6 protein-coding genes are annotated in these 13,770 nt (G+C 49.0%); 3 read left to right on the top strand and 3 right to left on the bottom strand.

Features of this window, described 5'->3' with window-relative positions; all coding sequences use genetic code 11:
• The first annotated feature begins 28 nt into the window (after nucleotides 1-28).
• The 3 genes from BM231_RS14025 to BM231_RS14035 are packed head-to-tail and all read left to right on the top strand — an operon-like array spanning nucleotide 29 to nucleotide 9,243.
• Nucleotides 29-2,767: a hypothetical protein gene (locus tag BM231_RS14025; protein ID WP_093520321.1), complete on the top strand. Its 2,739-nt coding sequence runs from the start codon at nucleotides 29-31 to the stop codon at nucleotides 2,765-2,767.
• A 47-nt stretch (nucleotides 2,768-2,814) separates the two neighbouring features.
• Nucleotides 2,815-6,066: a hypothetical protein gene (locus BM231_RS14030; protein ID WP_093520323.1), complete on the top strand. Its 3,252-nt coding sequence runs from the start codon at nucleotides 2,815-2,817 to the stop codon at nucleotides 6,064-6,066.
• 30 nt (nucleotides 6,067-6,096) lie between these two features.
• The gene (locus tag BM231_RS14035) at nucleotides 6,097-9,243 is read left to right on the top strand and encodes a hypothetical protein (RefSeq protein WP_093520715.1); all 3,147 of its coding nucleotides are present in this window, start codon (nucleotides 6,097-6,099) and stop codon (nucleotides 9,241-9,243) included.
• Nucleotides 9,244-9,324: 81 nt separating this feature from the next.
• On the opposite strand, the gene BM231_RS14040 is transcribed toward BM231_RS14035, so the two are convergent.
• The 3 genes from BM231_RS14040 to BM231_RS14050 form a co-directional block, all read right to left on the bottom strand.
• Nucleotides 9,325-10,413, bottom strand: a complete 1,089-nt coding sequence (locus tag BM231_RS14040) for an endonuclease/exonuclease/phosphatase family protein (RefSeq protein ID WP_093520325.1) — start codon at nucleotides 10,411-10,413, stop codon at nucleotides 9,325-9,327.
• A 158-nt stretch (nucleotides 10,414-10,571) separates the two neighbouring features.
• Nucleotides 10,572-11,942: an L-serine ammonia-lyase gene (locus BM231_RS14045; RefSeq protein ID WP_093520327.1), complete on the bottom strand. Its 1,371-nt coding sequence runs from the start codon at nucleotides 11,940-11,942 to the stop codon at nucleotides 10,572-10,574.
• Between the two features lie 70 nt (nucleotides 11,943-12,012).
• Nucleotides 12,013-13,290, bottom strand: coding sequence for an aromatic amino acid transport family protein (locus BM231_RS14050; RefSeq protein ID WP_093520329.1), 1,278 nt, complete (start codon nucleotides 13,288-13,290; stop codon nucleotides 12,013-12,015).
• Nucleotides 13,291-13,770 lie beyond the last annotated feature (480 nt).

Below are 13,770 nucleotides of genomic sequence, written 5' to 3' on the forward strand. Positions count from 1 at the left end.
ATAATAATAAAACCAATTGGAGCCTCGAATGTCTGACGATCAACTCACACCCCAACAACTTGAATGGGTGAAATCAGTTTATAAAGCACTCGGCTGGGCCTTTAAGGAACAGGATGAGGCTGAGCGTGAGACAGCCGCAGCAATCAAAGAAAAAGAAGAGAAAGAGATTGCACAGGCAACAGCTAAAACAAAAGCTGAAGACGATAAAAAGGTCGGAGCGGCTGTTACAGAAGCAACTGCTGAGCGCATAAAAGCAGAGAGCGATGAAAAGCTCAAAGACGTCACAGCCCAACTCTCTGAGTTGAAAGCGGACGTTAAAGATCACTTTGTTCATGAGAACGAGGACACTGATGCTGACGCTCTGGCAGCGCTTGCAAGCCAGAGCAAGCAGCTTTTAGAACGCCTTAATTCTGTTTATGGGCATAAGAAAGATTTTGAAAATTATCCAAGCGAAGCGATCGCTTTTGACAAAAGCTATGAGAACGCAAAAGCGCTCATACAAACCGCCGCTTTGGAAATCAAAACCAAAGACACTGATGGTGCTCACAACAGCCTGTTGGATGCTGAATCAACCATTGATGATATGCAGACACTTTGGCAAGGCGTAGTCGCAGCAGCCAAAAATAAACCTGCAGAACCTCCTGTCCCAGCTGAGTTAAAGCAACACGTCATGGACGTTGGTCAGGGTATCAAAGCAATGACCGCCATTGGTTTTTCAGGCCCTGCAACGCGTCTTGGAAAGAGCTTGAAAGACGTTAGAAAAGCCCAAGTACCGAAAGACGACCCTGCCTGGGAAATTCTGCTTTATGAGAACGAGATGGCAGTGGCGGCGGTTGGAGAATTTGGTCGGCTTAAGACCCATATTCAAAAACTAGCTACCAGCTTGCGCAATTCTGGTGTCACGGATGCCGCAGGCGAAGTTGAAACTGATCTAGACAACTACATGTCAGACGCCTCTAGGACAGTCCCGACTATTCGCAGTCTGCTTAGCCAACTCAAGGCCTCTGCATCTCATAAGAACAGCTTGAGAAAAGAAGAAAAATGGGACACAGCGAAGCTTGGTGAGCGTACGGAGCACTTCCGTAACGATTTGAAGAAATTGGTTCTTTACGACAAGCAAGGCAATCTGGTCACCAAGCCTGATGAACGCCGCGCGATTAAACGCGCTGGTGATGTTGAAGGCTTGAATCAAGACGTTATGATCCAAATTCCGCGTCGCCCAAAAGATGCGAAGGAAATTCCACGTAAGACCATCGACAGCCTTCTTCAATCCTTTGACTTTCTTGATGAGTTGAAAGCCTCTGGTGTGACTGGGGTTGAAGATATCGCGGTTCAAGAACTTCTGAAAGCAGAAGCAATCCTCTCCGGCATTCAAAAGGATCCTGGTGCTTATAAGAAGCTGACCAAGAACCTTGATAAGCTAAGAGAAAAAATCGACAAGATTTCCAAAGGCAAGGAAGGCGCTTACTACATAGAAGAGCGCTTACGCCTCAGGGATGATATCGACGAATTAGAAGATGAAGCGCTTTCTATCAACATCGAGAAAGCGCTGGCTTCGTGCACTGAGATGGAAGCAAAGCAATTGCATCCACTTGAAGAAGGCGTGCGCAAAGCTGTCAAGAACCGCGAGTTGTTCGATACCAAAGTTAAGATCATCGAGAACCAGTTTACAGAGATCCCTAAACTGCTCTCGCAAATGGGTAAGGCAGACCCAAGTCTCGCTAAGATGATCGGCTCCTTGTTCGCACCTGATGAAATCAAACAGTATCATGGCGATCTGGACGTTTTCTTCGACCAGGCAAAAGATCTTGCTTACAACGCGACAACAAACGACGAACTGGCTCATTCGCTTGATCTAGCGAACCGGCTGATCTTCCGTGTTGATCGCTTCGTCCTTGAGCTGGAAGGCCAGCTCAGCCATCTTCACAAACTTGCTGAGATGGAAAAGAAGGGTGAGAAAATCACCGATGCTGATCGCTTCAGTAAAGAAGAATTGAAATACTTCAAAAAGCTGGAGGATGATTACAAGAAGGGTGTTGCTCGACAGAAGGACCAGAAGGAAGCCAAGAACGCTTTCCTCACCAAGTCCGGCCCGCTTAAAGATGAGCTGGATATGATGACGTCGAAAGACATCTCAATCAAGCGTATCCTTGCTTACTACAAGGGCGTTGATCGTGTTGACCCTAGCAAGTTCGATACATCTCGCCTGAAAGAGCTCCGCATGGAGATCGCCGAGCTGGAAGAACAGTCTGACGCCTCTCATTCGCACAAAGAGAACCTTGCAAAACTGAAAGAACTGGAAGGTGCTCTGGATGCAATGCGCGGTGAGATCACAGGTTTCCGTGAAGACATTGCAAAAGACATTTCCAAGTTCTCCGATAACTGCTTAGAGCGCCTGACCAAAGCTAAGAAGTACATCGACAGCTCTTTTGTCAATGCAGTGAAAGACAAGCAGGACACAGGCGAAGAAGCAGTGGATGTTGCTGCTTTGCGCAAGTTCTCATCGAGTATTTCCCAACCGCTCGCCTTGGCAGAGTTGCCTAAGGAAGTTGGGATTATTGCTGACAAGTCAAAAGACCTGAAAGAACGCAAGAAAGCCCGCGAAAATGCATTGAGGCAAGTGCGGCCACTGATTGCGCAGCTCGACAACAGTCAGGCGATTCAGCTGTACATGCGGCACCCCTTCAGTGATTTGCCGAATGACCTGAATATTCTGCGTCCCGAGCTTGTTCAGCTGGAAGTAAAGCTACTTTCGCTCGGCGGCTAAGATGACAAACAAGAAGGATCGAAAACGATCCCATACTGGAGTTTCTCATGACGTTAACTCCGTCCCAAATTGAATGGCTCTCCCAGGCCCAAGGCGGCGTGGAGAACTATGAGGCAGACAGCGAAAACGAAGAGAAGAAGTCCGCAGAACTGACCAATATTTTAGCCAAATTGGATACAGATAAAGCGGTTATTCACCAAGCTCAGGACTTTCAGATAGAGCTCGCCCGAAGTCCAAATGTGTTTAAGCGCAAGCTGCAAAAAAGCAAAATGGACTTTATGACGGGCGACATGCAAACCGAGGTCGATTCCTATGCGGATGTGACTTCTGATACGCCTCTCATTCCTCCTGACAATGTTGATGCACTCAATGCAGCATTCGGCAAGATTCTAGACCGTCAGGCGGAGATGATTGCGGCGAAGAAGAAGGATGGGAAGACACGGCTTTTCAGCGATGCAGATATCACACGAGAACTTTGGACGCCCCTCGTTCGTGAAGGGATCATTCCATCCAATATCGTTCCGGATAAGTACAGTCAGTTTGTCCAGATGTTCCAAGGTGCCTCTGAGATTTATGAGGGCAAGCTAGAGCAGCATAGTGAAACGGCCTCCAAGTACGAAGACACGCTTGAGGCTATTGGCTTTGCGCGTGATGTCGTTTCACTAGCTGGTACTCTTGGTAGCAGCGCACTGACCATCGCCAACTTTGAAGACCAGTCCCGCTCACTGGCCGAAAAACGCGAAATTGCAGCCAAACGCCAGGTTTTGAAGGGTAAGCAGGACCAAATTGCTGGTGACCTACGGACCGAGCTCAAGTTGGGCGAAAATACCTCGGATGCGCAAGTTCTGGAGGCGGCCGCCCAACACGATAAATATGCTTGCCAGATCAAAAGCTACCAGAATGTCGAAGCTGCCCAATCACAGCTTGTTGACCAGTTGATGGGGCAAAATAAGCTTTATGAAGAAGAAAAAGCTTTACTGACGATGTCTACGTCGCTGCTGGATGGCGGACTTGCCATAGCAGAAAAGGGCATTAAATTTTCACAGCAACAAAAGAATGCCAGAAACACACTCGCTTTTGCGCAGGATGCTGCTGATGTCGTTGCAGGTCAACTTAAGCTTGCTTTGGAGGCAACTGGTAAGACCTATGAGCACGAAGAACACCAAACCACCGATCAGATTGAATTTGCAGGTGCTGCAGATAAAGATACACTTCAGAACATTTCTTATGCTGCAGGCGCTGTGAGTGTCGCTATTGAAGCCAACCAAGTTGCGAGGAAGATTGCCTTAGCAACGCAAGCAAAAACGAACAAAGAGCGGGAGAATGCAGTTTTGCAAATTGCTGGCTCTATCGCTGACTCTCTTGCTGAGGCTTTTTTTGCAGCGGGTGACGTTCAAGGCCATGTCGATACAGGTAAGCAAGATTCTGCACTGACTCTCAAGGACGAAAGCAAAGCATATGCCTACGGTGATCCTGGGCCTGGACCTGGAAATGAAAATGACCAGACAGAACTGATTGGTGTTTCCATCAAGGCTTTTTTTGTCTTAGGCGTCAACACCGGCACTGCTGTTAAAGCACTCAAAGATAAGGATTACAAAGCCTTTTCTGAATCCCTTGTTCTAGGTTTAACGCAGCTAGCTTCTTCTGCTACCACAGGCCCCCTCGCCGCTATGGCTAAGCCTGACCTTGCTCTCAATACTGACGAGGAAAAGAAAGAACTGAGTGAGCTCTCCGCTCGCGAACTCATGGATCGGAAGCTTGAGCGATCCGGTTGCACCTTTAAGCGAACAGAACGCGAAGAATTTCTGGATGGTTTTCAAGATCCGCAATACTTGCTCAAGATCACGAACAATATGCGTGAGATGCAAGACGCCTTCCGCGAGGCAAACGACAAGAAGAAGATGGATGCTGAAACGGTAAAGCGGACGAACGCTGCCATTCAGAAATTGGAAGCCAAGAAATCATGGGACGCGCTGGCCGACTTCAAAAAGAAGCAATCCAACAAGAAAGAACGCGAAGAGTTTATGCAAAAACTCGAAGCGGATGTGGAAGCAGAAACAAAAGCCTTAAAAAACCTGATCGAGGAGGCTTCCCCTCCTCCTGATCCTGAAGACACGAAGGCTCTTCAGAAATCAATGGAAGCGGTCGAAAGGTTGATTGCTGACATCAAGGCATCTGAAATGAAGTACAAGCTCATTGAAAAAATTGCCAAGGGCGGCGTTCAGGTTTTGGTTCGTGTTGTTCCAGCAACGGGTATGGTTGAGGCTTGTCGAAAGCTTGCCTTTGACGCCATCGCATTGGGCAAGAAAGCCGCTGAGGTTGAGAAGTGGCGCAAAAATGTGAAGATGGCGCAGACAGCAAACTCGCCATATTACCACGCATGTAAAGAACGCCATACACAGGCAGCAGTTCAAGTCAGCCAGAAAACGATTAACACCTTCTTGTCTATCATCGGTGTGGCCTCAGAGGCAGCACGCTTAGCGGATTCAACGCAAGCCTCTACTGGACTTTCTCTTGCAAAGAACATGGGGCAGGCACTTTCTGATTTTGGTTATAAAACTTACGGGCGTGCTAAGGTCGTTTTCGGATGGCGTAAATATCTTGATGCCCGCAAAAACCCAGAGAACCGCAAGAAAGCCCGCGAGGCGATTGCCTGGAACTCAACGCTTGCCAAGTGTGTGCTTGCCTATGGCATCGTCGAAGAACGCGACCCGATTGCTCAGCAAGTTGGCCGCAACTGTGGGCTGACCCCTGAGGTACTGGTCTCAAACAGTGACGTTTGTGCCGCGGTGGTGCGGTATTTCGAGACACTTTATAGCGAAGACCCAGTCGTGCTGAGGCGCGTTCCAAAGGTTGCAAAATGGCATCCTGGCACACCTGACCTGACGCTCAAGAGTTGGTTTAGCTTCAAGCGCGCGGCCTCCACCAAAGCCTATCCTTTGATGGCCAAGGAGAGCTGTAAGACACCAGCAATCGAGCAATCTTTAAAGGCATTACACACTTTGTGTGGCGGAGATCCGTTCAACTACCCCTCTGTACGGGACGACATGATCTCCGAAGACAACTGGCAGGAAAAGATACTGACCTATGCTCAAGATGTTCAGAAGCATCTTGAGATTCTTGAACGGGAGTTCAAGGGGTATCGACCAGTTAATGCCGAACCAACCGACAAGAAGACACAGGCTTGGACGGGTGGCCGATTACATACCGAAATGGTGGAAGTCGCGGACTCCTTACGTGCACAAGCAACGTTGATCCTCCGCGATGCCAGAGCAGATGTGAAGACTTATAGCCCTTAAACCGTTCTCCTGAACACGTTGGAGTTTGTCATGCCCCTTACCGCAAAACAGCTCGATTGGCTCAAAACAGCGCAACAAGGCGCCGGCACATTTGAACAGAATGCCGAACGTGTTGCAGCCAAGGCTGGACGATTAAATGACATCATGACCAAGCTGGATGGAGATAAAGAAACCATTCGCGAGGCACAAAACTTTGAAGTAACGCTGGCCCGGAATGAAAAATGGTTCAAGCTGCCCGGCTCCGGAACAAAGATGCCCTGGATGACTGGGGATATGCAGACCGAAGTTGATACCCGTGCCGATATTCGAGCTGATAGCGGGGAGATCAATGCTGATACGTTAAAGAAGCTCAATGCATCTTTTGAACGCATTCTGGCCCGGCAGGCCGAAATGCTGGCAGCCAAGGATAAAGATGGCAAAGAGATGTTCTCAGAAGCGGACATCACGCGCGAACTCTGGACACCACTGGTTCGTGAAGGGATTATCCCATCGAACCTAGTCCCTTCCCGCTACAGTCAGTTTGAGAAGATGTTCAAGGGTGGTGCCAAGATTTATGAGCAAAAACTCGAAGAGCATAGCGAGACTGCTTCTAAACACGAAAACGCACTTGAAGCCATTGGTTTTGCACGCGATGTGGTGACACTCGCCTCCTCTATCGGATCCAATGCGATTACCTTGGCCAACCTGAACACGGTTGCTGGTGACGCACCAGACAAAGACCAGATTTCCGCCAAGCAGGAAGTCCTGAACAACCAGAAAGGTCAAGTTACTGGTGATTTGCGGAAGTCTCTTGGCATGGATGCGAATGCGAGCTCAGAGGATGTTATCAAAGCAGCGAAAGATGCTGGGCAATATGGAGATCAACTTCAAAAGGTAACCAACATCGATTCAGCTTTGAATTCACTGGGCGACAATCTCTCGAAAGATGCCAACTGGGTGGCTGAACAACGTGCGTTGTTTACCGCAACCACCACATTGCTTGATACCGGTCTTGCAGCTGCCGAAAAAGGGATTGTCTTCTCAGAGCAGAAAGGCAAAACAGCGGCCGATAAGCTGAGCTTTGCGAATGAAGCTGGTGAGATGATCGGTGAGGAAATCAAAAAAGTTCTCTCCGCTGGTGCAGCTTTTGACAAATCCGCCTCAGATCGCAAAGGGGAAGATGATCACGGCAATATTTTTGAGGGTGTTTCTGGCCTGATTGATGTTGCGATGGCAGGTGGACGCGTTTCAGAGAAGATTTTGCAGGCTACACAAGCCCCTGACAAAGACGCCAAGCAAGAAGCCGTGATGTCCATCATCGGGACCTTGGCAGACTCCCTCTCTACGGCGATTTCATCAGGTTCACAGTTGAGCGGTACTGAATCCACTACTCCTGAAATTGTTGGTGAAGCGCTTAAAGCTGCGATGATTGCAACGACTGATGCGGGCACAGCAACAAAAGCGTTGATTGATGGCGACTATCAAGCCTTTGCTGAAGCCCTTACAGGAGGTTTGGCAAACCTTGCCAGTGCTACTGGATCTGATGCCATTGGTGATGCCATTACGGGTAAGATTCAGCCGGATCAAGGTGAGCTGACTGAAGAAGGCGAAGCTGAAACTGAAGGTCTGACACCGCAGCAAATTCTTGAGAAAAAGTTGAAACTTGCTGGTCCAAGCGCTGGTGTACAGAGCGTTGAGAAGAGCATGGAGCTTCTTTCTGACGATGACATCATGGCAAATGTCAACGCCCTGCTGACTGGCGGTCTCGATAAGTTTAAAAAGCCGGGACGTGATGAGAAAGACGCTGAAATCGTCAAGAAGAATACAGCGGCTGCGCTGAAAAAGATCGAAGAAGGAAAAACAGGCAATGCGCTTGCTAGTCTGAAGGAAAAGCTTGCCGATCCCAAAGAGCGCAAAGCTTATATGGATGAAATTGAGAAGGCTGCAGATGAAGAGCACAAAGCTCTGCAAGACCTCATTGCGGAGGCTTCCTCACCGGATGACCCCAATGATGAAGAGGCTGTCGAGAAGTCTTTGAAGGCCATCGACATCCTGCTTGCTGATATCAAAGCCTCTCAAATGAAGATCAAGATGATCGAAACCATTGCAAATGGTGGTGTGAAAGCAGTTACCACAATCTTCCCCGCGACTGGCCTTGCTGAAGCAATCAGAAAGTTGACCATGGATGCGATTGCGCTGGCGAAGAAATCTGCTGAGGTCGAGAAATGGCGTAAGAACGTCAATATGGCTGAAGCGAGTAACTCGGTCTACTACCATGCCATCAAAGAACGGCACACGCAGGCTGCCATTCAGGTAAGCCAAAAAACGCTGAACACCTTCTTCTCCGTTGTGGGTGTTGCTGCCGAGATTGCCCGCTTGGCGGATGCGACACAGGCCTCAGCCGGGATATCTGCAGGCATGAACATGGGCCGCGCACTTTCTGATTTCGGTTACAAAACCTATGGACGTGCAAAGATTATCTATGGTTGGAAGAAGTATCAGGAAGCGCGGATGGATCCTGCAAACCGTAAGGCTGCACGTGCTGCAATTGCGGGAAACTCCACGCTTGCCAAGTGCGTGCTCGCTTACGGTATCGTAGAAGAAAAGGACCCTATTGCCCGTCAGGTTGGTCGGAACAGCGGTTTGACGCCAGAGGTGTTGGTTTCCAGCACGGATGTATGTTCCGCCGTGGTGCGATACTTCGAGACGCTTTACAGCGATGATCCTGTGGTGCTGCGCCGTGTTCCAAAGGTGGAGAATTGGCATCCTTGCACGCCTGATCTGACCCTGAAATCCTGGTTCTTGTTCAAGAAGGCGGCGACCACGCACGCCTATCCGCGAATGTCCAAAGACAGCTGTTTGACGCCAAATATCGACAGTTCCATCAAGGAACTGCATAAGCTTTGTAATGGTGATCCATTCAACTACCCAGAGGTTCGCGATGAGCAACTGAGCAAGCCGGATGGTATGAAGGCCGTGTTTGATTATGCCACTCAGGTCGACACAGAATTGAGTAATCTGAAGAAATCTCTGGACGCCTATTCCCCCGTGACGGATAAGCCGGAGAACCCAAAAATTGAGAAGTGGTCAGCCGGACAACGTCATTCTGAGATGGAGGCTGTTGTTGATGCGATGTCAGCTCAGATCGAGCTCGTGCATCGTGAAATCACAGCGGATCTGCAGCTCTATAAAACCTGAGCTAGCCAACAACCTAAGCAGTAAAAAACCGGTCTGAACATTCAGGCCGGTTCTTTTATTTCAGAGCGCTGTAAGCGATTGTCAGAAACGTTTGAGGAACCGCATGAGGACTGGCCAATGATCACTGGCGCCCTGATTGTTGTCAGGATTAAAACGCTTCGGGCGCACTCTGTTTCTTGCATCCTGTGCATACTGGCTTGGGTGCGTGACGACTGTGTGGAAGCTACCCAGATCAGCAAACCAGGTGCTGTTGCTGTCTTTGTCTGGGCGCAATGCGTTGGATACGAGGATCATATCCAAGAATGACCAGCTCTGGTCTTTGTAATAAAATGCGCTGCCTGGGGCTGCACAACCAACAATCTCAGGCGGATAACTCCAGCGCCCTTCCCTTGCCAAGGCCTGAAACTCACCATTTTGAACATCCGTGCAGTTGAAGTTAAAATCACCCGCAGCAACAACGTTTGCGTCTTCAGGAAGCTTTGCGCGTTCTTTATTCAGCACTTCCATTGCATCCTTGCGGCATTGATAGGCAGCACCTGATGGAAAGTGAACGCCGAAGACATACATTGTTTCGCCGTCTGGCATCTCAAACTGTGCTTTCACGATATCGCGCGTTGGTTTGCAATCGTGGGGGTTGTCACCGTCTTCACCAAACACCTTGATTGTCTCAGGCTCCCCCTTCAGCGGCAAGCGTGAGATGATACCAACATCAATACCGCGATTGTGCACGTTGTCAGAGCTATCCAATTGAACAATTGAGGTATAGTCCAAACCCGCCAGTGCTTTGCCGACAAGATCATCCAGAACCTGTTTGTTTTCCGTTTCAGGTAAAATCAATATATCTGGCGTTTCCGGGAAAGAACGAATGACAGCCCCCAGTGTCATCAGTTTTTGCTTGTAGCTCTCTTCCCCCCAGTTCAGCTCAATGCATTGTTTGTAGTAATGGGAGCCTTTATCGTTATAGCTCTCGCAAGCATCCTCATGATCCTGACCACGGGCTTCTTTTGCTTCTTTGGAAAGATAAGTATCGTCTTGCGGGTTGTTCTTATCATCAATGGTGTCAAAGAGATTTTGAACGTTGTAACTGACGATCGTAACCGGTTTGTCTTGAGCGAAGGCCGCTGGCATCGCCAAACCAATGATCGTTGCACCCAGTAACAAGGATTTCATGGGTTTCTCCCTTTTTTTCTTTTGGGAGTACCAAACATGGGTTAGTGCCCCGTTCCGAGTGCTCTTGCAGTTTTAAGTGTTTCTGCAAAATGGCGAAGTAAAACAAAAAAAGCTGACCCGAAGGCCAGCTTTCATATTTCAAGCATGTTAGTTGTTGCTTATTCCGCCGCAACTGGCACCACTTTAAGCGCAAGACCACCTTGTGAGGTTTCTCTGTATTTTGCCAGCATATCCTTGCCGGTCTCATACATGGTCGCGATGACTTTATCGAGCGAAACGCATGGATCCGAGTTTCTGCGCATCGCCATGCGTGTTGCGTTGATCGCTTTAACAGAAGCTATCGCATTGCGCTCGATGCAGGGCACCTGAACCTGTCCGAGAACTGGGTCGCATGTGAGGCCCAGATTGTGTTCCATGCCAATTTCAGCTGCAATGCAGACCTGAGCTGGGCTCGCGCCCAAAAGTTCAGCAAGACCAGCTGCTGCCATTGAGCAAGCAACACCAACTTCGCCCTGACAACCAACTTCTGCTCCGGAGATGGATGCATTGGTCTTATACAGCGCTCCAATGGCGCCTGAAGCGAGGAAGAACTTTGTGTAGTGTTCTGGCTCAAGACGTTCGATAAACTTGTCATAGTACGCGAGAACCGCAGGAATGATGCCTGCAGCACCGTTGGTTGGCGCTGTTACAACACGGCCACCAGCTGCGTTTTCTTCAGATATGGCCAGTGCGAACATGTTGACCCAATCAACCGTTGCCATTGGATCGTTGCTGCTGCGCTCTGTTGCCGTCAACTGACGGCGTAGTGCCGCTGCACGACGTGGGACTTTGAGTGGGCCAGCGAGCAGACCTTCTGTGTTGCTGCCACGCTCAATACCATCGCGCATCACATTCCAGACACGACTAAAGCTCTCACGCAGTTCTGTTTCACTACGGAATGCTTTTTCGTTTTCCAGAACAAGCGCGGAAATGCTCATACCGTTTTGGCGGCAATGCTCCAGCAATTCTGAAGCGTATTTGTATGGGTAAGGCACTGAAACTTCATTTTCTGAAGCTTTGCCAAAATTCTCTTCATCCACGATGAAACCACCGCCGATGGAATAATAGGTTTTGGAGAAGATTTTTTCTCCACCTGCAAAGGCATGGATGGACATGCCGTTTTCGTGCAACTCAAGTGCTGGACGGTTGAATGTGATTGCATCACTTGGGAAGTCAACTACATGGCAATGCATGCCAACCGGGAGGCGGCCGGTTTGTTCTACTCGCTGGATGAACTCAGGAATGCTGTCAATATCAACGGTTTCCGGAGAGTTGCCACCAAGCCCCATAATAATTGCTGTGTCTGTGTGGTGGCCTTTGCCTGTCAGAGACAGAGAGCCATAAATGTCGACTGCAATACGCGTCACATCACGCAGTTTATCCTGAGCACGCAGGCTATCAATGAACTGCTTTGCCGCTTTCATAGGCCCGACTGTGTGGGAGCTGGATGGACCTACACCGATTTTGAAGATGTCAAAAACGCTGAACATAACGTGAACCTCAGTGGGAGAGAAAAACCGGTGTCCGAAGACACCGGTTCATTTTTGTTAGTCGGCCTTCTTAGAAGAGGCCTTTTACGATCGCGGAGATTGCGACAATGCCCATGATGGTGATGAAGATGTTGGACAGCGCGCCGTCGTACTTCTTCATGCTTGGGACTTTTTTGATTGCGTACATTGGCATCAGGAACAGGATTGCTGCGATGAACGGAGCACCCAGAGATTCAATCATGCCAAGAACGGATGGGTTGATAACTGCAACACCCCAGACGGAGAAGAAGAAGAATGCAACAAGCAGTGTGTTGAATTTCTTTTCACCCAGGCCTTCGACAGCTTTTGGAGCTGCTTTTTTAGCAATGCCTGCAAGACCTTCTTTTGCGCCAAGGTAGTGGCCGAAGAAGGAGGAGAAGATTGCAAGGAACGCAACCAGTGGACCCATGAAGGAGATCAGCGGGCTGTCAAACACGTTTGCAAGGTAAGACAGGACTGGCAGGTTCTGCTGTTTTGCTTCCATGAGCTGTTCTGGTGTCAGTGCGAGAACGCAGCTGAATACGAAGAACATTACGAAACCGAGGAGCATCACAGATGCGCGTTTCAAGATGATGTCGGACTTTGCAACTGCATTATCGCCATGTGCTTCACGCTGAGCCAGAGCCATGGAGGAGACGGCTGGGCTGTGGTTGAAGGAGAAGATAAGCATTGGAATGGTGAGGTACACCACTGTCAGCAAAGTGCCGGTTTCTGGGATCATATCGAAGCTCATCGCTTCAAACGACCAGGATGGGATCAGATATACAGACATACCGAACAGGATGATCACCAGCGGGTACACCAGAAGCTCAGTTGCGACGAGCATCAGGCGGCGACCAAGGATCATCACGCCCATCATCATTGCAACGAGAATACCAGAGAGGAGCCAGCGTGGAACCGCAGGCATTGCCAACTGGTTGACGATGAAGCTGTCGATGGTGTTGGTAATCGCGTTACCGTAGATCAACACGATTGGGTAAATCGCGAAGAAATAGAAGAAGGTAATCAGCAGGCCAGCTGCTTTTCCAAAGTGTTCTTCAACCACGTCTGTGATGTCTGCGTCTTTGTTCTTGGAGGAAAGAACAAAGCGAGCTAATGCGCGGTGAGAGAAGTAGGTCATTGGACCTACGAGAGCTGCGATCAGGATCAGCGGCCAGAAGCCTTCAAGACCTGCACGGATTGGAAGAAACAGAACACCGGCACCGACGGCGGTACCGAACATGGACAAAGACCAGGTAAGATCTTCTTTTGTATATTTAACCGTTTCTTTCGGGGCGACTTCGACTTCGGTCGCATTGATGCTTGACATTTCTTTTATATCCCCATGTGCCACTCATGTGCCCTAGGAGAATTTCCCAATCTCTCTAGGACGGGGACCTGATATACTTATGTTAAAATTTTAAGACCATACGTTTTAATACACATCCTGTACGCCATAATAACGCAGCGATACTGAATGCGACTTCAGTTTAATAGCGCGAGACCCTAGTGGGCGTGCAACAATCTGCCGCGGCACTGTAAATAACTATATTAAATAGGATTTTTCACTGAACTCCTATTAATCAGCTTTGGCTCTTCGTCAGACCAGCAGATCGCGCAATATACGCGCATTCTAATATATGCAGCCAACACACTGTTTCCCAAGCGTATATCACTGACCTAGAGGTACTTTGGCGTCATCTGAGTAATTCTCATAAGTAAAATTGCATTCAGGTGTATGCCTGAATCTAATGCGTTCACCTATCCTCAAATGATGACAATATGCCTCTTGCGCACGCATTTTGTGCGC

The organism is Pseudovibrio ascidiaceicola (genome assembly GCF_900114245.1).
Lineage (GTDB): Bacteria > Pseudomonadota > Alphaproteobacteria > Rhizobiales > Stappiaceae > Pseudovibrio > Pseudovibrio ascidiaceicola.

Excerpts from the sequence above, each read along its gene's own strand:
- BM231_RS14050 (WP_093520329.1), bottom strand. The coding sequence starts at position 13,290 with ATGTCAAGCATCAATGCGACCGAAGTCGAAGTCGCCCCGAAAGAAACG.
- BM231_RS14040 (WP_093520325.1), bottom strand. The coding sequence starts at position 10,413 with ATGAAATCCTTGTTACTGGGTGCAACGATCATTGGTTTGGCGATGCCA.
- BM231_RS14030 (WP_093520323.1), top strand. The coding sequence starts at position 2,815 with ATGACGTTAACTCCGTCCCAAATTGAATGGCTCTCCCAGGCCCAAGGC.
- BM231_RS14035 (WP_093520715.1), top strand. The coding sequence starts at position 6,097 with ATGCCCCTTACCGCAAAACAGCTCGATTGGCTCAAAACAGCGCAACAA.
- BM231_RS14025 (WP_093520321.1), top strand. The coding sequence starts at position 29 with ATGTCTGACGATCAACTCACACCCCAACAACTTGAATGGGTGAAATCA.
- BM231_RS14045 (WP_093520327.1), bottom strand. The coding sequence starts at position 11,942 with ATGTTCAGCGTTTTTGACATCTTCAAAATCGGTGTAGGTCCATCCAGC.